Below are 23,005 nucleotides of genomic sequence, written 5' to 3'. Positions count from 1 at the left end.
CTGCCCCGGCCTGCCGGGGGTTCGCGTTCTCCGAGCGGGTCGCTCCCCGGGCCTACTGCCCGAGGATCTCCCCGACGTAGTTGGCCACCGCGCGCACCGCGGCGATGTTCGTGGGGTAGTCCATCCTCGTCGGCCCGACCACGCCCATGCCCCCGAGCAGGGTCGCCCTGGTGCCGTAGCCGATCGACACCACCGAGGTCGTGCGCATCTCCTCGGCCTCGTTCTCCTCGCCGATGCGCACGGTGACGCTGCCCGGGTGGGCGGTCGCGGCCAGCAGCTTGAGCACGACCACCTGCTCCTCCAGCGCTTCGAGCACCTGGCGCAGCGAGTGCGGGAAGTCCGCGGCGTTGCGGGTGAGGTTGGCGGTGCCGCCGAGCACCAACCGCTCCTCGGGGTGCTCGACCAGCGACTCGACCAGCGTGGTGGCCACCCGCACCACCGCGTCGCGCAGGTCGGCGGGGGCCTGCTCGGGCAGCTCGGCCACCTTCACCGCGGCGTCGGTGAGCTTGCGGCCCGCCAGCGCGCCGTTGACCATCGCGCGCAGCCGGGCCACCACCTCGTCGGTGATGACGTCGCCCAGGTCGACGATCCGCTGGTCGACCCGGCCGGAGTCGGTGATGAGCACCAGCATCAACCGGGCCGGGGTGATCTGGACCAGCTCGACGTGGCGCACCGTGGAGGTGGTCAGCGTCGGGTACTGGATCACCGCGACCTGCCGGGTGAGCTGGGCCAGCAGCCGCACGCTGCGCCGCATCACGTCGTCGAGGTCGAGCGCGCCCTCCAGGAAGCTCTGGATGGCCTTGCGCTCGGCCTGCGACAGCGGCTTGACGTCGCTGAGCCGGTCGACGAAGAGCCGGTAACCCTTGTCGGTGGGGATGCGGCCCGCGCTGGTGTGCGGCTGGGTGATGTAGCCGTCCTCCTCCAGCGAGGCCATGTCGTTGCGCACGGTGGCGCTGGAGACGCCCAGGTTGTGCCGGTCGACGATCGCCTTGGAGGCCACCGGCTCCTGGTGCTGGACGTAGTCGGCGACGATGGCGCGGAGCACCTCGAACCGCCGCTCCTCGGCGTTGACCACTCCCCACACCTCCTCCGGCGCACGCGGGCGGGCGCCCGCCGGGGGCGGGGCCCGCACCAAGTCTACGGAGGCGCGGGGGTCAGCGGGACCGCATGGTCCGCAGCGCCGCGCTGGCGGCGATGCGGACGATCGGGTCGGGGTGCCCGGCGGCCGCGTCGAGCAGCGCCTTGGCCGCCGGGCCGCCGATGACGCCCGCGAGGTAGAGGGCCTTGGCGGCCAGCACCGTGTCCGCCCCGGCGACCAGGGTGGACAGGTGCGGGACGGCCTGCGGCCCGAGGGCGGCCGCGTCGTCGTAGTCCACCTTCGCCACGGCTAATCGGCGGTGGACGTCCTCCAGGCTCACGGGCATGGCGACAGGATTGCCGCCCGGCCCCGGTTCACACACGCCCGCGCGGGCGGGATGGCGCGGAACGGCCAGTCCCGCGGTGCGCCCGTCACACCGCGACGGGGACGGCCGAGGCGCCGCGCAGGTTGATCCGCCCGTTCCAGGTGATGTCCCCGGCTAGCGACAGCCGGGGGAAGCGGGCGAGCAGCCCGGCGAAGGCCACCCGGCCCTCCAGCCTGGCCAGCGCGGCCCCGAGGCAGTGGTGCGGGCCCGCGCCGAAGGACACGTGCTGGCGGGCGCCGGGCCGGTCGACGACGAAGTCGTCGGCGGTCTCGCCCCAGAACCGCTCGTCGTGGTTGGCCGAGCCCAGCGAGCAGCTGACGAAGGCGCCCGGCGGGATCTCCCGGCCGCCCACCCGCACCGGCTGGAGGGTGATCCGCCGGGTGGACTGCACGGGGCTGTCGTAGCGCAGCATCTCCTCGACGGCCCCGCCCACCAGCTCGGGCCGGGCCACCAGCCGGTCGCGCTGCTCGGGGTGGCGCAGCAGGGCCACGGCGCCGTTGGAGATCAGGTTGACGGTGGTCTCGTGGCCCGCGACGTAGAGCAGCACGACCTGGGCGACCAGCTCGTCCGCGCCCAGCACGGCGCCGTCGTCCTCGGCCTGGATGAGGGCGGTGAGCAGGTCGTCGCCGGGGTGGTCGCGCTTCCAGGCGATGACCTGGCCGACCAGCTCGCCCAGCTCCCGGTCGGCGGCGCCGATGGCCGCGGCCAGCTCCACGTCCGCGACCGGCTCCAGGCCCCGCACCAGGGTGCCGGTCAGCTCGCGGACGCGGGCGGCGTCGGTCTCGGGCATGCCCAGCATCTCGGTGATCACGGCGAAGGGCAGCGGGAACGCCAGCGCGGGCACCAGGTCGCCCCCGCCGTCGGCGGCCAGCCCGTCGAGCGCGCTGTCGACGAGCGCGGCGACCTTGGGCTCCAGCGCGGCGATGGCCCGGCCGGTGAACACCTTCTGCACCAGCCCGCGCAGCCGGGTGTGGTCGGGCGGGTCGCGGTCGAGCATGGACAGCCCGCCGCCCGCGGCCAGCGTGCCGCCCGCGGCCGCCTCCACCGCGTCGCGCAGCGGGTGCGGGGCGACGTTGCGCGCCTCCACCGACAGGTCCGCCCGCAGCAGGGTGGTGACGTCCTCGCGCCGGGTGACGACCCAGAAGCCCATGGGGTGCTCCTGCACGGGGTCCTCGTCGCGCAGTTGCCGGTAGTGGGCGTAGGGGCTCTCGGCGAAGCCGGGGGTGAACGGGTTGTACAGGGTCGCGGTCACGCCGTCCTCACCTGCTCGTCTCGGGGTCCGGGTGCGCCCAGCGTAGGGGTCGGGCGCGGGGTGCCGGTGCGGCCGAACGGCGGGAAACGGGCGAGCGCGGCGACACCCGGTCGCTACCCTCGGCCGCATGAGTGACACCGAGCTTGCCGCCCGCCTCGACCTCTCGGCGGGGCAGGTCGTCCTGGAGATCGGCTGGGACGAGGACGCCGACGACGACCTGCGCGCCTCGATCGAGGCCGTGATCGAGGGCGACCTGGTCGACGAGGACTACGACGACGTCGCCGACGTCGTCCTGCTCTGGGCCCGCGACGAGGACGGCGACCTGACCGACGCGCTGATGGATGCCTCCTCCCCGCTCGACGACGGCGGCGTGATCTGGCTCCTCACCCCCAAGACCGCCCGCCCCGGCCACATCGAGCCCAGCGACGTCTCCGAGGCCGCCAAGACCGCGGGCCTGACCCTCAACAAGCCGGTCGCGATCAGCTCCGACTGGACGGCGATGAAGCTGGTCCCGCCGAAGCGGTGACCCGCGGGTGGGGGCGGCGGTCGCGCCGCCCCCGGCCCCGCCGCGACGGCGGGACCGAACGTTCTTTCGCCAGGCCGGACGACCTGTCACTAGGATGGTGCGATGACGCGCGCCGACACCGGGAAGCGTCCCTCCGCGGCGAGGGACCGGCTGTTGGGCACCGCGAGCGGGATCTTCTACGCGGAGGGCATCCACTCGGTCGGGGTCGACCGCATCCTGGCCGACGCGCAGGTGACGCGGGCGACGTTCTACCGGCACTTCCCCAGCAAGGAAGACCTCGTCCTGGCCTACCTCGACGGGGTCGACCGGGCCATCCGCGGCCAGGTCGAGGCGGCCGTGGCCGGGCAGCCGCCGCCGGTGGAGGCGCTGCGGGCGATCAGCTCCTCGATCGCCGAGGGCATCCGCTCCCCGGGCTTCCGCGGCTGCGCGTTCCTCAACGCCGTGGCCGAGTACCCCGACCCCGAGCACCCGGCGCACCGGGCCGTGCTCGACCACCGGCAGTGGTTCCTGGACACGATCACGGGGCTGTTCGCCCAGGTGCGGGCGGAGGCGGCCGAGCCTGCCGCCCGCCACTTCGTGATGCTGCGCGACGGCGCGATGGCGGCGGGGTGCCTGTTCGACCCCGACCTGGTCTGCGAGACCTTCCTGCGCGGGGTCGAGGGCCTGCTGCGCTCGCAGTCCGCGCCCCAGCCCCTCTGATCACCCCGACCTCCTGCCTCTCTCTCGCACGCCCACCCAAAGAGGTAGAACGTTCTGTCTTGACAGCGGTGGCGCCCTGCCAGCAGACTGCGTGAGACAGAACGATCGGTCTTGCCAGTCCGGCCCCGCGAGAGGAACGACCATGACCACCCTGGATTCGCCCGTGACCAGCAGTCCCGCACCGGCGCTGCGCCGGTTGTACTTCGCCCGGTTCGCCTTCGCCGTGGTGTGGGCGGGCCTGCTGCTGCTCGCGGGGCCCGGGCTCGGGCCGCTCGGCGTCGCGCTGGTCGTGCTCTACCCGCTGGTCGACGTCGGCGCCGCGGTCGTGGACGCCCGGTCGTCCCGCGCGGGTGGCCCGACCACGGGCCTCTACGCCAACATCGCGGTCAGCCTCATCGCCGCGGTCGGGTTGGCGATCGCCGCCTCGTCCGGGGTGCCCGCCGTGCTGCGCGTGTGGGGCGCGTGGGCGATCGCGGCGGGGCTGGCGCAACTCGCCGTGGGCCTGGTCCGCCGCGCGCTGGGCGGCCAGTGGCCGATGATCCTCAGCGGCGGCATCTCGGTGCTGGCGGGCACGTCCTTCCTCGTCATGGCAGGCGGCGCGGACCCGGCCCTCACCAGCGTGGCGGGCTACGCCACCCTCGGCGGCGTCTTCTTCCTCATCTCCGCCCTGCGCCTGGGCAGGCGCTGAGCGCGCGGCCTCAGGTCAGCCTGCGCACGACCGCGTCGGCCAGCAGCCGCCCCCGGTCGGTCAGCACGCAGCGCCCGGCGGCCAGCGCCGTCGCCTCCAGCAGCCCGTCGCGCGCGGCGGCCTCGGCCTCCGCCCGCGCCCCGGCCGCCAGCGCCTCGACGGGCAGGCCCTCCACCAGCCGCAGTTCCAGCAGCACCCGCTCCAGCTGCCGGTCCTCGGCGGTCAGCACCTCCCGCCCCTGCGCCGGGGACAACCCCTCGGCCAGCAGGCCCGCGTACTTCGCCGGGTGCTTGACGTTCCACCAGCGCACACCGCCGACGTGGCTGTGCGCGCCGGGGCCCGCGCCCCACCAGTCCGCACCCGTCCAGTACAGGACGTTGTGCCTGCACCGCGACGCCTCCGACGCGGCCCAGTTCGACACCTCGTACCAGTGCAGCCCGGCCGCCGACAGGGCCGCGTCCAACTGCTCGTAGCGGTCGGCCAGCACGTCGTCGTCGGGCATCGGCAGCTCCCCGCGCCGGATGCGGCGGGACAGGGCCGTGCCCTCCTCGACGATCAGGGCGTAGGCGGACACGTGGTCGACCCCGGCGGCGAGCACCGCATCCAGCGAGGCGGCGAGGTCCTCGGGGCGCTCGCCCGGGGTGCCGTAGATCAGGTCCAGGTTCACGTGGTCGAAGCCCGCCGCCCGGGCCTCCCGGGCGGCGGCCACGGCGCGACCGGGGGTGTGGGTGCGGTCGAGCACGGTGAGCACGTGGCGGGCCGCGGACTGCATGCCGAGGGACACCCGGGTGTACCCGGCCGCGCGCAGGCCCGCGAAGAACGCCGGGGAGGTCGACTCCGGGTTGGACTCGGTGGTGACCTCCGCCTCACCCGCCAGGCCGAACGTGGCGCGGACGGCGTCCAAGACCTGGGACAGCCCGTCGGCCCCCAGCAGCGAGGGCGTGCCGCCGCCGACGAACACCGTCTCCGCGACCGGCGGCGTGCCCAAGATCGACGCCGCCAGCTCCAACTCGATCTTCAACGCCTCCAGCCACGTCCCGGGCGAAGCGGAACTCCCCAGCTCACCGGGGGTGTAGGTGTTGAAGTCGCAGTACCCGCAGCGGGTCGCGCAGAACGGGACGTGGACGTAGACGCCGAACGGCCGCGAGCCGACCCCGGCCAGCGCGGCCGGGGGCAGCGCGCCGTCCGGGGGCACGGGGTCGCCGTCGGGTGGGGCAGGGGGCACGACACCCAGTGTTCCAGGCGGTCACAGGCGGTTTCCGCCCGGTGGGCGGCGCGCCTGGCGTGCTCCGTCCCAGAATGCGGATGGCGGTGGACCACACCGTGGACGCGTGGCACGCTGAGGTCATGTCAGCGACCGAGGTCTTCCTGGTGGTGCGCCGCCACGTCGACTTCCGTCGCGTCTCCAGCGCGATGTGCCGCGCCACCTGAGAAGCCCGTCGCCACAGTTTCGCGTTCAGCTGGCGCCGGCGCGCAGGCTGCGTGGAACCAGGGTGTGACAGCACATCTCCCCCGGGGTCTGCCAGCGGGCGCGCGCGCCCCGACCCCGGAGGACGAACCGGTGTCTCCCACCACACCACCGGCCAGTGCGGGCAAGCGCGCGCACGCGCGTCGAGGCGAGGGCCAGTGGGCCCTCGGCTACCGCGAGCCGCTGAACCCGAACGAGCGGTCCAAGAAGGACGACCACCCGCTCAACGTCCGCGACCGCATCGAGAACATCTACGCCCACACCGGCTTCGACGGCATCGACCCGGGTGACCTGCGCGGCCGCTTCCGCTGGTACGGCCTCTACACCCAGCGCAAGCCCGGCATCGACGGCGGCCGCACGGCCACGCTGGAGCCCGAGGAGCTCGACGACGAGTACTTCATGCTGCGGGTGCGCATCGACGGCGGCGCCGTCACCACCGAGCAGCTGCGCGCGGTCGCCGAGGTCTCCCGCGACTACGCCCGCGACACCGCTGACATCACCGACCGGCAGAACATCCAGTACCACTGGATCCGGGTGGAGGACATGCCCGCGATCTGGCGCAAGCTGGAGGGCGCGGGCCTGTCGACGATGACCGCCTGCGGCGACAGCCCGCGCGTCATCCTCGGCTCGCCGGTGGCGGGCATCGCCCGCGAGGAGGTCATCGACGGTACCCCCGCCATCGACGAGATCAAGCGGCGCTACCTGGGCAAGAAGGAGTACGCCAACCTCCCGCGCAAGTTCAAGACCGCCGTGTCGGGCCTGCCGGACGTGGCGCACGAGATCCACGACGTCGCCTTCGTCGGCGTGGTGCACCCCGAGCACGGCCCCGGCTTCGACGTGTGGGTCGGCGGCGGCCTGTCGACCAACCCGATGATCGGGCAGCGGCTGGGCGCCTGGGTGCCCCTCGACGAGGTGCCCAACGTGTGGGAGGCGATCATCAGCGTCTTCCGCGACTACGGCTACCGCCGCCTGCGCCACCGCGCGCGCATCAAGTTCCTGGTCAAGGACTGGGGTGCCGAGGAGTTCCGCCGCGTCGTGGAGGAGACCTACCTCAAGCGCCCGATGCTCGACGGGCCCGCGCCCGAGGTGCCCGCGGTGCCGTACGACCACGTCGGCGTGCACGAGCAGGTCGACGGGCTGTTCTACGTCGGCGCCGCCCCCGTGGCGGGCCGGGTGTCGGGCACCACGCTGCTGGAGCTGGCCGACGCCGCCGAGCGCGCCGGGTCGAGCAGGGTGCGGTTCACCCCGCAGCAGAAGGTCGTCGTGCTCGACGTGCCCGAGGACCGGGTGGCCGGGTTGCAGGCGGAGCTGCGCGACCTCGGCCTGCACAGCGACCCGTCGCCGTGGCGGCGCGGGATCATGGCCTGCACCGGCATCGAGTACTGCAAGCTGGCCATCGTCGAGACCAAGGCCAGGGCGCTGGACCTGGTGACGAAGCTGGAGACCCGGCTCAAGGACATCACCGACACCCACGACCTCGCCCCGGTCACCGTGCACATCAACGGCTGCCCCAACTCCTGCGCGCGCATCCAGACCGCCGACATCGGGCTCAAGGGCCAGATCGTCACCGACGACGCGGGCAACCAGGTCGAGGGCTTCCAGGTGCACCTCGGCGGCGGGCTCGGCCTCGACGCCGGGTTCGGCCGCAAGCTGCGCGGGCACAAGGTCACCGGCGACGAGCTGCCGGACTACGTCGAGCGCGTGGTGCGGGCTTACGTGGCCGGGCGCGAGCCCGACGAGCGGTTCGCCCAGTGGGTCGCGCGCGCCGACGAGGGCGCGCTGCGGTGAGCGAGCGCGCCACCCCGTTCCACTGCCCGTACTGCGGCGACGAGGACCTGCGGCCCCAGGAGGAGCCCGCCTCGGCGTGGTTGTGCGGGGCGTGCAGGCGGGTGTTCACCGTGAAGTTCGTCGGCCTCAACCTCAGCACCCACGACACCAGGAGAGGGGCGCAGCCGTGACCGTCACCGCAGCCGAGGACCTCAAGGCGCTGGCCGAGCGGGCCGGGCGCGAGCTCGCCGGGGCCAGCGCGCAGGAGGCGCTGGACTGGACCGCGCGCACCTTCGGCGACCGGTTCATCGTGGCCTCCAACATGCAGGACGCGGTGCTCGTGCACCTGGCCCACCAGGCCAAGCCGGACATCGACGTGCTGTTCCTGGAGACCGGCTACCACTTCGCCGAGACCATCGGCACCCGCGACGCGGTGGCCACCGTCTACCCCGAGGTGCGCATCGTCAACGCCCAGGCCGAGCAGTCGGTGGCCGACCAGGAGGCGCAGTTCGGCCTGCTGAACCAGACCGACCCCAACCAGTGCTGCTTCCTGCGCAAGGTCGTGCCGCTGCGCGACACCCTGGCCCGCTACGACGCCTGGGTGACCGGGGTGCGCAGGGTCGACGCGCCCACCCGCGCGAACACCCCCGTGGTGCAGTGGGACGACCGCAACGGGCTGGTGAAGGTCAACCCCATCGCCGCGTGGACCGACGACGAGTTCAACGGCTTCATCGCCGAGCACGGGATCCTGGAGAACCCCCTGGTGGGCGAGGGCTACCTGTCCATCGGCTGCGCCCCGTGCACCGCCAAGCCGCTGCCGGGCCAGGACGCCCGCAGCGGCCGGTGGGCGGGCCAGGGCAAGACCGAGTGCGGGCTGCACGGGTGAGGGCGGGCATGACCACGACCAAGAGCACCGAGAACACCGAGAGCACCAACAGCACCGGGAGCACCGCGGGCCTCGACGCCCTCGACCGGCTGGAGTCCGAGGCCGTCCACATCTTCCGCGAGGTGGCGGGGGAGTTCGACCGGCCGGTGATCCTGTTCTCCGGCGGCAAGGACTCCACGGTGCTGCTGCACCTGGCGGTCAAGGCGTTCTGGCCCGCGCCGGTGCCCTTCCCGCTGCTGCACGTCGACACCGGGCACAACCTGGCCGAGGTGATCGAGTTCCGGGACCGCACCGTCGAGCGGTACGGCCTGCGCCTGGTGGTCGCCAGCGTGCAGGACTACATCGACGACGGGCGGTTGGAGGAGCGCGCCGACGGCACCCGCAACCCGCTGCAGACCACCCCGCTGCTCGACGCCATCACCGACAACCGGTTCGACGCGGTGTTCGGCGGCGGGCGGCGCGACGAGGAGCGGGCCCGCGCGAAGGAAAGAATCTTCAGCCTACGCAATTCCTTCGGCCAGTGGGATCCGCGCCGCCAGCGTCCCGAACTCTGGAACCTCTATAACGGCAGGCACCGCGCCGGCGAACATGTCCGCGTGTTCCCGCTGTCGAACTGGACCGAGCTCGACGTCTGGCGCTACATCAAGCGCGAGGCGATCGAGCTGCCGTCCATCTACTACGCGCACGAGCGCGCGGTGTTCCAGCGGGGCGGCATGTGGCTCACCGCGGGCCCGTGGTTCGGCCCCCGCCCCGACGAGGAGGTGCGCACCCTGACCGTGCGCTACCGCACCGTCGGCGACGGGTCGTGCACCGGTGCCGTGCTCTCCGAGGCGGCCGACATCGACACCGTCATCGCCGAGGTCTCGGCCAGCAGGCTCACCGAGCGCGGGGCCACCCGCGCCGACGACCGGCTGTCCGAGGCCGCCATGGAGGACCGCAAGCGGGAGGGCTACTTCTGATGACCGATCTGCTGCGGCTGGCCACCGCCGGCTCCGTGGACGACGGCAAGTCGACCCTGGTCGGCAGGCTGCTCTACGACACCAAGTCGGTGCTCGCCGACACCCTCGACGCGGTGCACCGCGCCAGCGCCGACAAGGGCATGAGCACCCCGGACCTCTCGCTGCTGGTCGACGGCCTGCGCTCGGAGCGCGAGCAGGGCATCACCATCGACGTGGCGTACCGGTACTTCGCCACCCCGCGCCGGTCGTTCGTGCTGGCCGACACCCCCGGGCACGTGCAGTACACCCGCAACACCGTCACCGGCGCGTCCACCGCGCAGCTGGCGGTGCTGCTGGTCGACGCGCGCAAGGGGGTGCTGGAGCAGACCCGCCGCCACGCCGCGGTGCTGGCCCTGCTCGGGGTGCCCCGGCTGGTGCTGGCGGTGAACAAGGTGGACCTGGTGGGCTACGACGAGGCCACCTTCTCCGCCATCGCCGCCGAGTTCGCCGACCACGCCGCCGCGCTGGGCTACCCGCTCGGCTCGGTGCTGTCCATCCCGGTCTCGGCGCTGGTCGGCGACAACGTGGTGGACCGCTCGGCCAACACCCCCTGGTACACCGGGCCGACGCTGCTGGAGCACCTGGAGGCGGTGCCGGTCGAGCCGGACCCGCACGACGCGCCGTTCCGGTTCCCCGTCCAGTACGTCATCCGCACCAACACCGCCGAGCACCCCGACTACCGCGGCTACGCGGGCCTGGTGGCCGCGGGCACGGTGCGGGTGGGCGACGAGGTCGTCGCGCTGCCCGCGGGGGTGCGCACCTCGGTGGCGCGCATCGACACCCCGGACGGCGAGCTGGCCGAGGCGGCGGCGGGCCGGTCGGTGACCCTGGTGCTGGCCGACGAGATCGACATCAGCCGCGGCGACCTCATCGCCCCCGCGGCCGAGGCGCCGGTGGCCACCGACGAGTTCGGCGCGACCCTGGCGTGGCTGTCGGACAAGCCGCTGCGCCCCGGGGCGCGCGTGCTGGTCAAGCACGGCACCCGCACCGTCCCGGCGATCGTCGGGGACCTCTCGGCCCGCTTCGACGAGCAGCGGCTGCTCAGCGTCCCCGACCCCGGCTCGCTCGGGCTCAACGAGATCGGCCTGGTCACCGTGCGCACCGCGGAGCCGCTGCCGGTCGACGACTACAGCACCAACCGGCGCACCGGGTCCTTCCTGGTGATCGACAACGCCGACGGCTCGACCCTCGCGGCCGGGCTCGTCGGGGCCGGGCTGCCCGCCCTGGGCACCCCCCGAGCAGCGGACGAGGGAGACCTGGTCTCCCCCGGTCCCTGACCCACCACCCCACTCCCACGGAAGGCCCACCCCAGTGCCAAGAACCCGTCGCTTCCTCGCCGCAGGCATCGCCGCCCTGTCCCTGGTGTCGCTGGCCGCGTGCTCGCGCGCGGAGAACACCGACGCCGCCGCGGCGAACACCGCCACGGACAAGGGGCCCGCCGAGGAGCTTCGCCTGGGCTACTTTCCGAACGTCACCCACGCCGGTGCGCTGATCGGGCTGGAGCAGGGCTTCTTCGCCAAGGAGCTGGGCGGCACGAAGCTGACGCCGACGAAGTTCAACGACGGCCCCACCGAGGTCTCGGCGTTCCTCGGCGGGTCGCTGGACGCGGGCTTCATCGGCTCCGGCCCGGCCATCAACGCCTTCGCCAAGTCCAACGGCGAAGCGGTGCGCCTGGTCTCGGGCGCCACCTCCGGCGGTGCGCAGCTGGTCGTGGCCGAGGGCATCAACACCCCGCAGGACCTCAAGGGCAAGACCGTGGTGACCCCGCAGCTGGGCAACACCCAGGACGTCGCGCTCAAGAAGTGGCTGTCCGACAACGGCCTCAAGGACCAGGTGACGGTCACCAACCGGGAGAACGCCCAGACCCTCGACGCGTTCAAGAAGGGCGAGCTGCAGGCGGCGTGGCTGCCCGAGCCGTGGTCGTCGCGGCTGGTGCTGGAGGGCGGGGCGAAGGTCCTGCTGGACGAGAAGACCCTGTGGCCCGACGGCAAGTTCCCGACGACCACGCTGATCGTGCGCACCCAGTACCTCAAGGAGCACCCGGCCACGATCGAGGCGCTGCTGCGCGGCCTGGGCCAGGCCAACGCCTTCGCCCAGAGCAACACCGCCGAGGCGAAGAAGGCCGTCAACACCCAGCTGGAGAAGCTGACCGGCAAGCCGCTGGCCGCCGCCACGATCGACCGCGCGTTCACGTCCATCTCGCTGGACACCGACCCGCTGGCCGCGACCTACCCGCAGCTGGCCGAGGACCAGGTCACCGCGGGCATCGCGCAGTCGGCGGTCAAGCTGGACGGCTTCTTCGACCTGACCGCGCTCAACAAGGTGAACAAGGCGGCGGGCAAGCCCGAGTTCTCCGCCGACGGCAAGTAGCCGAGGGAACCGAGGAAGGCAGGCGAACACGATGACCGCCACGCTCCCCACGCTGGGCACCGGCACCGCGGTGCGGCTGACCGGCGTGCACAAGTCCTTCGGCCACGGCCCGGCCGCCGTGACCGCCCTGGAGGGGATCGACCTGACCGTGGCCCCGGGCGAGTTCGTCTGCCTCCTCGGTGCCTCCGGTTGCGGCAAGACCACGCTGCTCAACCTGGTCGCCGGGCTGGACGCGCCCACCGCGGGCACGATCGAGCTGGCCACCGGCAGGCCCGCGGTGATGTTCCAGGAGGCCGCGCTGATGCCGTGGCTGACCGCCGCGCGCAACGTGGAGCTGCCGCTGCGGCTGGCCGGGGTCAAGCGCGCCGAGCGGGTGGCGCGCGCCGGTGAGCTGCTGGAGCTGGTGCGGCTGACCGGGGCGGGCGACAAGCGCCCGCACGAGCTGTCCGGCGGCATGCGCCAGCGCGTCGCCCTGGCCAGGGCGCTGGCCTCGGCCGCGCACGGCGAGGGCGGCACCGCGGCGTCGCTGCTGCTGATGGACGAGCCGTTCTCCGCCCTCGACGCGATCACCCGCGACTTCCTGCAGGGCGAGCTGCTGCGGGTGTGGGAGACCACCGGCACCGCGGTCGTGTTCGTCACCCACGACGTGCGCGAGGCGGTGCGGCTGGGGCAGCGGGTGGTGCTGCTGTCGTCCAAGCCGGGCCGGGTCGTGCAGGAGTGGGCCGTCGACGGCCTGGGCGGGCCGGAGGAGGTCGTGGTCGTCGAGGAGATCAACGCACGCCTGCGCGAGGTGATCAGCAGCCATGCCGCCTGAGGTCGAGGAGGCCACCGACGCGGCGGCGGGCAAGCCGCACTACGACGACGACGCCGTCCAGGGCCTCGACGCGCTCGACGCCCCGCCCAGCACACCGCGCGGGCGCACCGGGCTGCTGCGCGCGCTGCTGGCCCCGGTGGTGGCGCTGGTGGTGCTCGTGGCGATCTGGCAGGCGCTGTGGGCGGCGGCGTTCTGGCCGGAGTACCAGCTGCCCGCGCCGATCGCGGTGTGGGACCAGTTCGCCAAGCTCGTCGACACCGGCCAGGTGTGGGAGCTGCTGTGGGTGTCGGTGCACCGGGCGGTGATCGGCTTCGCCATCTCGCTGGTGGTGGCCACCCCGCTCGGGCTGCTGATGGCCAAGGTCTCGCTGGTGCGCGCGGCGATCGGCCCGATCGTCTCCGGGTTGCAGAGCCTGCCGTCGGTGGCCTGGGTGCCCGCCGCGGTGCTGTGGTTCGGGCTCACCGACGCCGCCATCTACACCGTGGTGCTGCTGGGCGCGGTGCCCTCCATCGCCAACGGGCTGGTGGCGGGCATCGACCAGATCCCGCCGATCCTGCCCCGGGTGGGCCAGGTGCTCGGCGCGGGCAGGCTCGCCTCGGCCCGCTACATCCTGCTGCCCGCGGCACTGCCGGGATACCTGGCCGGGCTCAAGCAGGGGTGGGCGTTCTCCTGGCGGTCGCTGATGGCCGCCGAGCTGATCGCCACCTCCCCGCAGCTGGGCTTCGGCCTGGGGCAGTACCTGGACAACGGGCGGGCGCTGTCGGACATGTCGATGGTGATGTCCGGCATCCTGCTGATCTTCCTGGTGGGCGTGGGCATCGAGCTGGCGGTGTTCCGCCCGCTGGAGCGGGCGGTGCTGCGCGCCAGGGGCCTGACCGGGGCGCTGTAGTGGCCGTCCCGCTCATCGCGGTCGCGCACGGCAGCCGCGACCCGCGCTCGGCCGCCGCGGTGGCCGAGCTGCTGGCGGCCGTGCGCGCCCGCAGGCCCGACCTGGACGTGCGGGGGGCGTTCCTGGACCTGTCCCGGCCGCTGCTGGCCGACGTGCTCGACGCCGCCCGCGGCCCGGTCGTGGTGGTGCCGCTGCTGCTCGGCCGCGCCTTCCACGCCCGGGTCGACCTGCCCGGCCTGGTCGAGGCGGCGCAGCGGCGCAACCGCGGGCTGTCGGTGCGGGTGGCCGGGGTGCTCGGGCCCGACGCCCGGTTGGAGGCCGCCGCGCTGCGCAGGCTCAGCGAGGCGGGCGTGGTCCCCGGCGACCCGGAGGTCGGGGTGGTGCTGGCCGCCACCGGCTCCTCGCACCCGCCCGCCAACGCCAGGGTGCACGAGATCGCCCGGCGCTGGGCGGGGTCGTTCGGGTGGGCCGGGGTGCGGCCCGCGTTCGCCTCCGCCACCACCCCGGACGTGCCGTCCGCGGTGGCCGCGCTGCGGGCGCGGGGGGCCGCGCGGATCGCGGTGGCGTCGTGGTTCCTCGCCCCCGGCCTGCTGCCGGACCGGGTGGCCGCCCAGGCCGCGGGCGCGGTGGTGGCGGCGCCGCTCGGCGCCGCGGAAACGGTTGCGGACGTGGTGGTCGACCGCTACGCCGAGGCCCTGGGGTCGGGCGCGCTGACGGCCTGACGGGCGGTACCGGATTTCACCCTGTCGGCCCAGGTCCGGCGCTCTGCGGTGGGGATACGGCGGCTTTTCGGGTGGACATGGCCTGCGGCGCGCCGCCTCCCCGCCGTCCCCGAGCCGGGTGTTCCCGGGACTCCGTCGCGGTCCGTCATCCCCCCGGGCTCAACGAAGTGCACCACCAGTACGTGAACGGTTGACGATCACCGGTGGCGGCGGTCACGATCCGAGGCGTCCCGTTCCCCGCCCCGCCCGAGGTGACCGACAGTGCTGTCAGCCATCAAGCCCACCCTCCGCCGCGCCACCACCCTCGCCGCGCTCGCCGCCGTCCCGGCCATCGCGTTCGCGCCGCTGGCCGCCGCCGTGCCCGCCGACATCGCCTTCGCCTGCCAGGGCAGCACCCCCCTCGGCCCGCAGACCTTCTCGCTGAGCGTCAGCACCGAGGTCACCGCGCCCGCCACCGTCGCACCCGGCGGCGCCCTGTCCGTCGTCATCGACCCGGGCCCCACCACCGTCCCCGGCGACGTCAACGGCTTCTCGGTGAAGAACGTCAAGGACCTCAAGCTGGTGCTGCCGATCCCGGCGAACTCCACCTACGCCTCGGCCACGCTCTCCGGCGGCTCGGGCGCGGGTAGCACCGCGGTGTCGGTGCAGGGCTCCAACCTGGTCATCACCGCCTCCGGCCCGGTCACCGGCGGCGCGTCGTTCGAGCTGCCCACCGTGACCGCGAACCTCACCGCGGGCGCCTCGGGCACCATCGAGACCAAGGTGGGCGGCACCTCCTACAGCGACCCCGGCCTCACCCTCACCGCCACGGTCGGGTCGATCATCGGCAACATCACCGTCCCCACCGCCTGCTACCCCAACCCGAACCCGGTCATCACCACGACCACCATCGGCTGACGGGCAGCGCCGCCCGGGGCCCGGGGCGCGGACGACGCGGTCCGCGCCCCGGGCTCAGCCGCGCGCGGACCGGGCACCCGCCCGCCGGTCCTCCTCGCGCACCTGCACCGAGCCGCCGACCGCGGCGGCCAACCGACCGGCCACCTCGCCGTCGTACGGGCCGTCGACCTCCGCGAACGGGCGCCCGTCGTGGGCGCAGGCGATGGTCGTCCACCGCGGTTCGCCGGACACCTTGCCCCGGTGCACCACGGAGAGAACGACCCGCTCCCCCAACTCGACGCGCCACTGACGACGCGCAGCGGAGAACACCGCCCACCCGTCCGCAACGTCGAGCACGCGCGGGACCCGCCTGTCCTGCCACACGCCCCACGCGCAGAAGCCGACCACCGAGCCGACAGCGACCGCGGCGCCAAATCCCCAGGGCAGCAGCGCCACCGCGGGCACCCCGGGTACCAGCCCCAGCTTCCACAGCCGGTAGCCGGCCCGCCCGAGGCGCCGGGTCCCGCTCGCGGGCCAGCTGAACCCCTGCTCCGTCACGGCACCATCCTCGCACGGGAACAAATACCCCCAGGGGGTAGTTGCACCGGGCATGGAGCACGCACACGCGATGCCCGCCACCTGGCGGAGCGCGATCTCGGCGACGCTGCACTGCCTCACCGGCTGCGCGGTGGGCGAGGTCCTGGGCATGGTGCTGGGCACGGCCTTCGGCTGGTCGACCGCGGGCACCGTGGTCGCCTCGATCGCCTTGGCCTTCGCCTTCGGCTACGCGCTGACCGCCCGCTCGGTCGTGCGCGCCGGGGTGGCCCTGTCCACCGCGCTCGGCGTCGCGCTGGCGGCCGACACGGTGTCGATCGCGACCATGGAGGTCGTCGACAACGCGGTGATGGTGGTCGTCCCCGGGGCCATGACCGCCACCCTCGCCAGCCCGCTCTTCTGGTTGTCCTTGGCGGGTTCGCTCGCGATCGCGTTCGCGCTGACTGTGCCGGTGAACAAGTGGATGATCGGCCGCGGCAAGGGGCATGCGGTGGTCCACGGCTACCACCACTGAGGCCCGCTCGTGTCCTAGGGTGAGCCCATGGCCGACGAGCTGGTGCACTACGACGTGACCGGCGGGGTAGCCCGCATCACCCTGGACTCCCCGCACAACCGCAACGCGCTCTCCGCCCAGCTGCGGGCCGAGCTGCGCGACGGGCTGTCCCGGGCCGCCGAGGACGAGGCGGTGCGGGTGGTCGTGCTCGACCACACCGGCCCGGTGTTCTGCTCCGGCATGGACCTCAAGGAGGCGGGCGGGGCCGCGGCGGGCGCCCAGGGCGTCAACGAGTTCCCGGCGATCCTGGAGCAGATCTGGACCTCCCCCACCCCCGTCGTGGCGCGCCTGGCGGGCCCGGCGCGCGCGGGCGGGGTGGGCATCGTGGCCGCCGCGGACATCGCCGTGGCCGCCGAGTCGGCCACCTTCGCCTTCACCGAGGTGCGCATCGGCGTGGTCCCGGCGGTCATCTCCGTCACCGTCCTGCCCCGCCTGCTCCCCCGCGCCGCGCACGAGCTCTTCCTCACCGGCGAGACCTTCGACGCCCGGCGCGCGGTCGCCATCGGCCTGATCAACTCCGCGGTCCCCGCCGACGACCTCGACGCCGAGGTCGACCGCTACACCGACATGCTCGCCCTGGGCGGGCCCAAGGCGCTGGCCGCGACCAAGCAGATGCTGCGCCGGGCCCCGGCGGAGTCGATGTCGGCGGACTTCAGCGAGATGCTGCGGCTGTCCGCGGGCTTCTTCGCCAGCGCGGAGGGCCAGGAGGGCATCACCGCCTTCGCCCAGAAGCGCAAGGCGAACTGGGTCCCCTGAGCGCCGCTCAGCCGATCACCCTGGCCGACAGGCGGGCCACCGCGCGCCTGGCCTGCTCGGCCAGGTCGGCCACCACCTCGGCGGCGGGCCGCTCGCCCGCCACCGGGTACGCCTGGCCCGCCCACAGCGACATCGCCTCCGGGTCCGACGCCGCCGCCGAGGCCGCGCGCAGCGGCTTGGTGAGGTTGTTGACGTCCGGGTACGCGGCCGGGGCGCTCGCGCCGTGGTCGGCCATGAACCGGTTCACCAGGCCGCGGGCGGGGCGGCCGGAGAAGGCACGCGTCACCGCCGTCTCCCGGTCGCCCTCGGCCAGCGCGGCGCGGTGGGCCGCGGGCGTCCCGGCCTCCGGGCAGCGCAGGAACGCCGTGCCCAGCTGCGCGGCCACCGCCCCGGAAGCCAGCACCGCGGCCACGTCGGCCCCGTGCGCGATGCCGCCCGCGGCCACCAGCGGCAGGTCGGTCTGCGTCGCCACCAGGCGCAGCAGGGGGAGCAGGTCGTAGGACGGCGCGCCCGCCGGGTGGACGGGGTCGTCGATGAACACGCCCCGGTGGCCGCCCGCCGCGGAACCCTGCACGCACAGCACGTCCGCGCCCGCCACGGCGGCCGCGCGCGCCTCGGCGGGCGTGGTGACGGTCATGACGACCGTCGCGCCCGCCGCCTTGAACCTGTCCACATCAGACGGTCGGGGCAGGCCGAAGGTGAACGACACCACCGGGACCCCGGTCTCCACGAGCACGTCCACCTTGGCCGGGTAGGCATCGTCGTCCCACACCGGCTCGCCCAGGGCGACGCCGCGGCGCTCGGCCTCGGCGAGCACGCGCCGCCGGTAGCCCTCGACGTCGGCGGAGGACTCCCGGCTGGGCACGAACAGGTTGGCGCCGAAGGGCAGCGCGGTCAGCTCCCGGGTGCGCTCGACCTGCGCGCGCAGCCGGTCCGGGGTGAGCATGCCGCCCGCGAGGAACCCGAACGCCCCCGCCCCGGCCACCGCCGCGACCAGCTCCGGGGTGGACGGACCACCCGCCATCGGGGCCACCACGATCGGGACGCGCGTCTCGGCGATCACGACCCCGACGGTAGCCCACCCGCCGCGGCCGCGGCGGGGCGGCGCGGTCAGCGGGTCAGGACGATCTTGCCCGCGGTCTCGCCCGCCTGCATCGCCTCCAGCGCGGCCCTGGCCTCGGTCATCGGCAGCTGCGAGCCGATCGTGGGCTTGATGCCCGCGATGTCGCAGAAGCGCAGCAGGTCGCCCAGCTCCTCGCGGGTGCCCATGGTGGAGCCGATCACGTTCAGCTGCAGGAAGAACAGCCGCTGCAGGTCGGCGCTCGGGTCCGGGCCGGAGGTGGAGCCCGACACCACGATGGCGCCGCCGGGCTTGAGCGCGCGCATCGAGTGCGACCAGGTCGCCTTGCCCACGGTCTCGAACACCGCGTCGACCTTCTCCGGCAGCCGCTCCCCGGACTCGAACACCTCGTGCGCGCCCAGCGACGAGGCCAGCGCGCGCTTGTCCGCGGAGCGCCCGGTGACCCACACCCGCAGGCCCGCCGCCTTGCCCAGCACGATCAGCGCGGTGGACACCCCGCCGGAGGCGCCCTGCACCAGCATCGTCTGCCCGGGGCGCAGCCCGGACTTGACGAAGATCATCCGGTAGGCGGTCAGCCAGGCGGTGCCCATGCACGCGGCCTCCGCGAAGCTCAGCCCGGCGGGCTTGGGCAGCGCGTTGCGCCGGGGCACCACCACGTAGTCGGCGAAGGCGCCCTGGTGCTTCTCGGTGAGCAGCGTGCGGGTCGGGTCCAGCGTCTCGTCGCCGCTCCAGGTCGGGTCGCCGATCACCGAGTGCAGCACGACCTCGGTGCCGTCGTCGAGCACCCCCGCCCCGTCGCAGCCCAGGGTCATCGGGAACCGCTCGGCCTTGATGCCGACCCCGCGCAGCGTCCACAGGTCGTGCATGTTCAGGCTCGCCGCCTTCACCGCCACCCGCACCCAGCCCTCGGGGACCTCGGGCTCGGGGCGCTCACCGATCGTCAGCGAGGCCAGCGGGTCGTCCGGGTTCGGCTCGGAGGCGTAGACAGCGAACATGGGTGCAACATAGCCGTGACAACGGTCGCACGCCCCGCGGAAGTGGCCCAGGTCTACTCTGGGCCGGGTGCAGGGCATCTCGGACTGGTGGAACGACGTGGAGCTGTGGCTGAGCAGCGCCCCGTTCGTCCTGCAGTTCGCGCTGGTCATGGCCGTGCTGCTGCCGCTGTGCGTGGTCGCGGCGTGGCTGATCGACTGGGTGTTCGACCGCACCTCGCCGCGCTCCGGCGGCGCCGGGGACGAGGCCGCGGCCGCGCCCGCCCCGGTCCCCCCGGTGGGCCCCGGCGCCGATTCCTGACCGCCGGTTCGTAGGCTGGGCCGGTGGGTTCGCGCAAACGCATCACCGGCGCACTCGTCGGCCTGGTCCTGCTGGTGCTGCTGGGGTGGCTGACCAAGGTCTCCACCGACGACGACGCCCCCGCGGGCGCCGCGGCGCCGACGAGCACCGCGCGGTCCAGCGGGTCCCCGTCTTCCCCGTCCCCGTCGAGCCGGGCAGCGGGGGTCACGGCACCGGCGGGGATGGCGGTCGAGCCGCTGTCGTCGCTGCCCCGCCAAGCCCGCGACACCTGGGCGCTGATCGAGGGCGGCGGCCCCTTCCCGTACCCGCGCAACGACGGGGTGACCTTCCAGAACCGGGAGGGCAGGCTGCCGAAGGAGTCGTCCGGCTACTACAAGGAGTACACCGTGCCCACCCCAGGCAGTCCCGACCGCGGCGCCCGGCGCCTGATCACCGGCGCCGAGCGGGAGGTCTACTACACCGAGGACCACTACGGGTCGTTCGTCGCCGTGGACGTGGCCCGGTGACCGCACGCGCCGAGCACCAGGTGGACGGGACCCTGGTGCGCTCCAAGCGGGCGATGCTGACCGCGGTCGCGGAGGCCATGGCCTTCCCCGACTGGTTCGGGCACAACCTGGACGCGCTGTTCGACTCGCTGACGGACCTGTCGTGGCTGCCCGCGGGCGAGCACGTGCTGGTGTGGTCGCACCCGGAGGTGCTGGCGGGCGCGGACCCGGTGGGCTACCGGGGCATCCGCTCGGTCCTCGACGACGCCGTGGAAGCCACCCAGGACAGCGACCGCAAGGTCACCGTCCGCCTGGAGGGCTGAGCACACTCCGCCCGCCCCCGGGCGCCGGAGCCCGGTGCCAGGGGCGCTCCGGGCGGCGGGGTCAGCCGCCGCAGCCGCCACCGCCACCGCAGCCGCCGCCCCCGCCGCAGGAGCTGCCGCTGGAACAGCTGGAGCTGCTGGAGCAGCTGCTCGACGAGCAGGAACTGCCGCTGCTGCCGCCGTCACCGCCGGTGGTGCGCTGGGCGTTGAGGGCGAAGATCTCGCTCATCTCGTCGTCGGGGTACTCGGTGAGGCCGTAGAGGGCGACCGGGGCCAGCACGGCCAGGCCCACCCCCGCACCGGCCGCGACCGCGCCGTGCGGGACGCCGCCGCGGGGGCTGGCGGCGCGGGCCCGGTTCAGCTCGGCGCGGCCCTTGGCGGTCGGCTTGGGCCTGCGGCTGCTGGCCACCGCCCGCAGCACAAGCCACAGGATCGCGGTGACGATCAGCGCGAAGATCAGGTTGCCCACCGGCCGGTCCAACCGCACGCCGTTGACCAGGCGCGCCACGCCCACGACCAGCAGCACCGCGAAGGCCACCGACACCAGGCGCGGCCCGTTCGAGGCCCCCGGCCGGGTCATGTAGCCGCGGTTGACCAGGTCGGCGGCGAGGTCCTTGCCGATGCGGGTCTCCTCCAGCCGGAGCTTGTCCAGCCGGGAGACCTTGGCCTTCTGGCCCACCGCGCGCAGCACCTGGGCCTGCACCGGGTCCGCCGCACCCCCGCTCACCCCGGTCGGCTTGAGGTCACCGCCGCGGTTGACCCGCAGCGCGCCGCGCGCGAGCAGGCCCGCCACGGCCGTCTGCGTCACGCGCAGCGGCCCGCCGGACAGCCATGCGAGCTGGTACTCGTCCAGGCTCCCCCGGTCCGGGGCGCTCGCCCCACCCGACCTCGCCCGGACCACCAGCACCAGGCCCGCGACGAACACCACGGCCAGCGCCACCCAGTACAGGCCGAGGAATGCAGGCCCCGACAACCCCCACGGCTCCATCGCCCCTCCTACCGCCTCGTGCCACCTCAGTCTGCCCACCAACGGGTGAACCCCGCGCTGTTCCGACGCACGGCGGGGGCGTTCGGTTGCGGTCAGGCCTGGCGGATCGGGCGCAGGACCCGGTGCAGCACGTCCACCATCCCGAGCGCCACCAGCGCACCCGCCCAGAACAGCACCAGGAACGGCAGTCCCGCGATGTCCCAGGGCGCGTCCTCCCCGGTGGGGGTGAGGAAGCTGCTCACGACGCGGAACGGTACCGGCGGGCGGCCCCGCGAATTACCGTGTCGGCATGTTCACCCTGGAGGACGCGGTCCGCATCGCGCGGGAGGCGCACGCGGGGCAGGTCGACAAGTCCGGCCGCCCCTACATCGGCCACCCGCTGCGGGTGATGGCCGCGGTCGACGGCGAGCACCGCAAGATGGCCGCCGTGCTGCACGACGTCGTCGAGGACACCCCGGTGACCCCCGCCGACCTGCTCGCCGCGGGCTGCCCGCCGCCGGTGGTGGCGGCCGTGGAGGCGGTGAGCAAGCGGCCCGGCGAGGCGCAGGCGGACTACCTGGCCCGGGTGCGCGCCGACCCGATCGCGCTCGCGGTGAAGCGGGCCGACATCGCCGACAACAGCTCCCCCGCCCGGTTGGCGCTGCTCGACGCGCCGACCCGCGAGCGGTTGCGGGCCAAGTACGCCGCCGCCCTGGCCGTCCTGGGTGGACCGGCCCCCGCCTGAGGCGGGCGCGGGCAGACCCCCACGCGATCGCGACCCTCTCGATCGGGAAACTTTCGCGCCGGGAGCAGTCACAACCGGGCCCCCGCTGGCGATACGCCCGGTGTTCAGCGTGGAGGAGGGGTCGGGGTGGCATTCGAGGACCTGTACGGGCGGTCCGAGACGATCGTGGACGAGGTGGCGCTGCGCCGCCGGGCCAAGGCGGACTTCCAGGTCGACCGCCTGCCGCGCGCGGCCGAGGTCGTCGACGCGCTGGTGGCCTCCGCCGCCGCGGCGTTCCGCGACGCCGGTGCCGCGCCCACCCCGGTGGTGCGGTCGCTGGGCCGGGGGCGCGGCCCCCTGGGCCACGCGCGCTACCGCTACGAGCGGGTGCTGGAGGGCTGGCCGGTGGCCGAGTGGCTGGTGGGCACCGACGAGCGCCTCTACCGGCGCCCGGACGGCCCGTTCCGGGTGACCCGGCCCAAGGACGTCTCCGTCGGGCACCGGCTGGAGGTCGAGCACGCCAGGGGCCTGCTCAAGCTGGGCCTGCGCCCGGGCACGCGGGTGCTGCTGGTCAACCACCTCGACCCGGCGGGCGCGCTCACCGAGGTGGACCTGGCCGTGGACCTCACGGCGGTGCGGCGGGCCGAGGAGATCCCCGCCCCGCTCACCGACTTCCTGCTCACCCCGGGCGACGAGGTGCTGGTGCTGCGCTCGCGCGGGACCAAGCGCGAGTACCGCCCGTTCGAGGACCTGCTCGACGAGGCGCTGGACACCCGAGGCCGCTAGGGCCGCGGCGGCGCCACCTGCCGACCGACCCGGGTGGTGACCGGGGGCGGGGGCGCCCGCCCCC

Annotated in this window: 30 protein-coding genes; 21 read left to right on the top strand and 9 right to left on the bottom strand. The window is 74.2% G+C overall.

Features of this window, described 5'->3' with window-relative positions; all coding sequences use genetic code 11:
* Positions 1-52 precede the first annotated feature (52 nt).
* The 3 genes from hrcA to BJP25_RS01040 form a co-directional block, all read right to left on the bottom strand.
* A complete protein-coding gene (hrcA, locus tag BJP25_RS01050) occupies positions 53-1,075 on the bottom strand; it encodes a heat-inducible transcriptional repressor HrcA (protein ID WP_075972839.1) in 1,023 nt (340 codons plus the stop codon).
* Positions 1,076-1,154: 79 nt separating this feature from the next.
* A complete protein-coding gene (locus tag BJP25_RS01045) occupies positions 1,155-1,385 on the bottom strand; it encodes a hypothetical protein (protein WP_075972838.1) in 231 nt (76 codons plus the stop codon).
* A 124-nt stretch (positions 1,386-1,509) separates the two neighbouring features.
* Entirely contained in the window at positions 1,510-2,715 is a 1,206-nt protein-coding gene (locus BJP25_RS01040; protein WP_233157854.1) for a cytochrome P450, read from the bottom strand.
* A gap of 127 nt (positions 2,716-2,842) precedes the next feature.
* Between BJP25_RS01040 and BJP25_RS01035 the strand changes: the two genes are divergently transcribed.
* From BJP25_RS01035 to BJP25_RS01025, 3 genes are all read left to right on the top strand, one after another.
* Entirely contained in the window at positions 2,843-3,241 is a 399-nt protein-coding gene (locus BJP25_RS01035) for a DUF3052 domain-containing protein (RefSeq protein ID WP_075972837.1), read from the top strand.
* Between the two features lie 102 nt (positions 3,242-3,343).
* Positions 3,344-3,940 (top strand): TetR/AcrR family transcriptional regulator, encoded by a 597-nt coding sequence (locus tag BJP25_RS01030; protein WP_075972836.1) that lies wholly within the window; start codon positions 3,344-3,346, stop codon positions 3,938-3,940.
* A gap of 142 nt (positions 3,941-4,082) precedes the next feature.
* The gene (locus BJP25_RS01025; RefSeq protein ID WP_075972835.1) at positions 4,083-4,628 is read left to right on the top strand and encodes a hypothetical protein; all 546 of its coding nucleotides are present in this window, start codon (positions 4,083-4,085) and stop codon (positions 4,626-4,628) included.
* Between the two features lie 10 nt (positions 4,629-4,638).
* On the opposite strand, the gene hemW is transcribed toward BJP25_RS01025, so the two are convergent.
* Positions 4,639-5,853 carry a radical SAM family heme chaperone HemW gene (gene hemW, locus BJP25_RS01020; RefSeq protein ID WP_075972834.1) on the bottom strand — a complete coding sequence of 405 codons (1,215 nt, stop codon included), beginning with the start codon at positions 5,851-5,853 and terminating at the stop codon, positions 4,639-4,641.
* 86 nt (positions 5,854-5,939) lie between these two features.
* On the opposite strand from hemW, the gene BJP25_RS36415 reads away from it, so the two are divergent.
* The 11 genes from BJP25_RS36415 (at position 5,940) to BJP25_RS00965 (ending at position 15,439) form a co-directional block, all read left to right on the top strand.
* Positions 5,940-6,059, top strand: a complete 120-nt coding sequence (locus BJP25_RS36415) for a putative leader peptide (protein ID WP_332888622.1) — start codon at positions 5,940-5,942, stop codon at positions 6,057-6,059.
* A gap of 130 nt (positions 6,060-6,189) precedes the next feature.
* Positions 6,190-7,884, top strand: a complete 1,695-nt coding sequence (locus tag BJP25_RS01010) for a nitrite/sulfite reductase (RefSeq protein ID WP_075972832.1) — start codon at positions 6,190-6,192, stop codon at positions 7,882-7,884.
* Positions 7,881-8,054: an Insertion element protein gene (locus tag BJP25_RS01005; RefSeq protein WP_075972831.1), complete on the top strand. Its 174-nt coding sequence runs from the start codon at positions 7,881-7,883 to the stop codon at positions 8,052-8,054. Before BJP25_RS01010 ends, BJP25_RS01005 begins: the two co-directional genes overlap by 4 nt.
* The gene (locus BJP25_RS01000; RefSeq protein ID WP_075972830.1) at positions 8,051-8,749 is read left to right on the top strand and encodes a phosphoadenylyl-sulfate reductase; all 699 of its coding nucleotides are present in this window, start codon (positions 8,051-8,053) and stop codon (positions 8,747-8,749) included. Before BJP25_RS01005 ends, BJP25_RS01000 begins: the two co-directional genes overlap by 4 nt.
* 8 nt (positions 8,750-8,757) lie before the next feature.
* Positions 8,758-9,708 (top strand): sulfate adenylyltransferase subunit CysD, encoded by a 951-nt coding sequence (cysD, locus tag BJP25_RS00995; protein WP_075972829.1) that lies wholly within the window; start codon positions 8,758-8,760, stop codon positions 9,706-9,708.
* Positions 9,708-11,024 carry a sulfate adenylyltransferase subunit 1 gene (locus BJP25_RS00990; protein ID WP_075972828.1) on the top strand — a complete coding sequence of 439 codons (1,317 nt, stop codon included), beginning with the start codon at positions 9,708-9,710 and terminating at the stop codon, positions 11,022-11,024. Before cysD ends, BJP25_RS00990 begins: the two co-directional genes overlap by 1 nt.
* A gap of 34 nt (positions 11,025-11,058) precedes the next feature.
* Positions 11,059-12,117: an ABC transporter substrate-binding protein gene (locus tag BJP25_RS00985; protein WP_198943299.1), complete on the top strand. Its 1,059-nt coding sequence runs from the start codon at positions 11,059-11,061 to the stop codon at positions 12,115-12,117.
* 31 nt (positions 12,118-12,148) lie between these two features.
* Positions 12,149-12,931 carry an ABC transporter ATP-binding protein gene (locus tag BJP25_RS00980; protein WP_075972827.1) on the top strand — a complete coding sequence of 261 codons (783 nt, stop codon included), beginning with the start codon at positions 12,149-12,151 and terminating at the stop codon, positions 12,929-12,931.
* A complete protein-coding gene (locus BJP25_RS00975; RefSeq protein WP_075972826.1) occupies positions 12,921-13,820 on the top strand; it encodes an ABC transporter permease in 900 nt (299 codons plus the stop codon). The genes BJP25_RS00980 and BJP25_RS00975 overlap by 11 nt, the downstream gene beginning before the upstream one ends.
* Positions 13,820-14,542 carry a sirohydrochlorin chelatase gene (locus BJP25_RS00970; RefSeq protein WP_143218812.1) on the top strand — a complete coding sequence of 241 codons (723 nt, stop codon included), beginning with the start codon at positions 13,820-13,822 and terminating at the stop codon, positions 14,540-14,542. Before BJP25_RS00975 ends, BJP25_RS00970 begins: the two co-directional genes overlap by 1 nt.
* Positions 14,543-14,803: 261 nt before the next feature.
* Positions 14,804-15,439 (top strand): cyclase, encoded by a 636-nt coding sequence (locus BJP25_RS00965; RefSeq protein WP_143218811.1) that lies wholly within the window; start codon positions 14,804-14,806, stop codon positions 15,437-15,439.
* 54 nt (positions 15,440-15,493) lie between these two features.
* Here BJP25_RS00965 and BJP25_RS00960 read toward each other — a convergent pair whose 3' ends face one another.
* Complete coding sequence (locus BJP25_RS00960; RefSeq protein ID WP_075972825.1) at positions 15,494-15,976, bottom strand: hypothetical protein; 483 nt, start codon at positions 15,974-15,976, stop codon at positions 15,494-15,496.
* A 52-nt stretch (positions 15,977-16,028) separates the two neighbouring features.
* Here BJP25_RS00960 and BJP25_RS00955 point away from each other — a divergent pair, with 52 nt between their 5' ends.
* Both BJP25_RS00955 and BJP25_RS00950 read left to right on the top strand, forming a co-directional pair.
* Positions 16,029-16,487, top strand: coding sequence for a DUF4396 domain-containing protein (locus BJP25_RS00955; RefSeq protein WP_075972824.1), 459 nt, complete (start codon positions 16,029-16,031; stop codon positions 16,485-16,487).
* A gap of 27 nt (positions 16,488-16,514) precedes the next feature.
* The gene (locus BJP25_RS00950) at positions 16,515-17,282 is read left to right on the top strand and encodes an enoyl-CoA hydratase family protein (protein WP_075972823.1); all 768 of its coding nucleotides are present in this window, start codon (positions 16,515-16,517) and stop codon (positions 17,280-17,282) included.
* Positions 17,283-17,289: 7 nt separating this feature from the next.
* Here the strand turns inward: BJP25_RS00950 and BJP25_RS00945 are convergent, their stop codons facing one another.
* Together BJP25_RS00945 and BJP25_RS00940 are read right to left on the bottom strand one after the other, a co-directional pair.
* Entirely contained in the window at positions 17,290-18,345 is a 1,056-nt protein-coding gene (locus BJP25_RS00945; RefSeq protein WP_075972822.1) for an NAD(P)H-dependent flavin oxidoreductase, read from the bottom strand.
* Positions 18,346-18,392: 47 nt separating this feature from the next.
* Entirely contained in the window at positions 18,393-19,358 is a 966-nt protein-coding gene (locus BJP25_RS00940) for a zinc-binding dehydrogenase (protein ID WP_075972821.1), read from the bottom strand.
* 67 nt (positions 19,359-19,425) lie between these two features.
* Between BJP25_RS00940 and BJP25_RS00935 the strand changes: the two genes are divergently transcribed.
* Genes BJP25_RS00935 through BJP25_RS00925 form a run of 3 tightly spaced genes read left to right on the top strand, consistent with a single transcriptional unit; the run spans position 19,426 to position 20,464 of the window.
* Entirely contained in the window at positions 19,426-19,656 is a 231-nt protein-coding gene (locus BJP25_RS00935; RefSeq protein WP_075972820.1) for a hypothetical protein, read from the top strand.
* A 23-nt stretch (positions 19,657-19,679) separates the two neighbouring features.
* Positions 19,680-20,162, top strand: coding sequence for a ribonuclease domain-containing protein (locus tag BJP25_RS00930; protein WP_075972819.1), 483 nt, complete (start codon positions 19,680-19,682; stop codon positions 20,160-20,162).
* Positions 20,159-20,464, top strand: coding sequence for a barstar family protein (locus BJP25_RS00925; RefSeq protein ID WP_075972818.1), 306 nt, complete (start codon positions 20,159-20,161; stop codon positions 20,462-20,464). The genes BJP25_RS00930 and BJP25_RS00925 overlap by 4 nt, the downstream gene beginning before the upstream one ends.
* A 61-nt stretch (positions 20,465-20,525) precedes the next feature.
* Here BJP25_RS00925 and BJP25_RS00920 read toward each other — a convergent pair whose 3' ends face one another.
* Together BJP25_RS00920 and BJP25_RS33930 are read right to left on the bottom strand one after the other, a co-directional pair.
* Positions 20,526-21,452 (bottom strand): TIGR04222 domain-containing membrane protein, encoded by a 927-nt coding sequence (locus BJP25_RS00920; protein ID WP_075972817.1) that lies wholly within the window; start codon positions 21,450-21,452, stop codon positions 20,526-20,528.
* Between the two features lie 92 nt (positions 21,453-21,544).
* Positions 21,545-21,694 (bottom strand): hypothetical protein, encoded by a 150-nt coding sequence (locus BJP25_RS33930; RefSeq protein ID WP_158075578.1) that lies wholly within the window; start codon positions 21,692-21,694, stop codon positions 21,545-21,547.
* Positions 21,695-21,741: 47 nt separating this feature from the next.
* On the opposite strand from BJP25_RS33930, the gene BJP25_RS00915 reads away from it, so the two are divergent.
* On the top strand, positions 21,742-22,176 hold the full coding sequence (locus BJP25_RS00915; protein WP_075972816.1) for an HD domain-containing protein: 435 nt from the start codon (positions 21,742-21,744) through the stop codon (positions 22,174-22,176).
* Between the two features lie 126 nt (positions 22,177-22,302).
* Complete coding sequence (locus BJP25_RS00910; RefSeq protein WP_075972815.1) at positions 22,303-22,941, top strand: hypothetical protein; 639 nt, start codon at positions 22,303-22,305, stop codon at positions 22,939-22,941.
* Positions 22,942-23,005 lie beyond the last annotated feature (64 nt).

It is taken from the genome of Actinokineospora bangkokensis (genome assembly GCF_001940455.1).
Classification (GTDB): Bacteria; Actinomycetota; Actinomycetes; order Mycobacteriales; family Pseudonocardiaceae; genus Actinokineospora; species Actinokineospora bangkokensis.
Note: the sequence above shows the minus strand (reverse complement) of the source record. Positions and strands in the feature narration are given on the sequence as shown.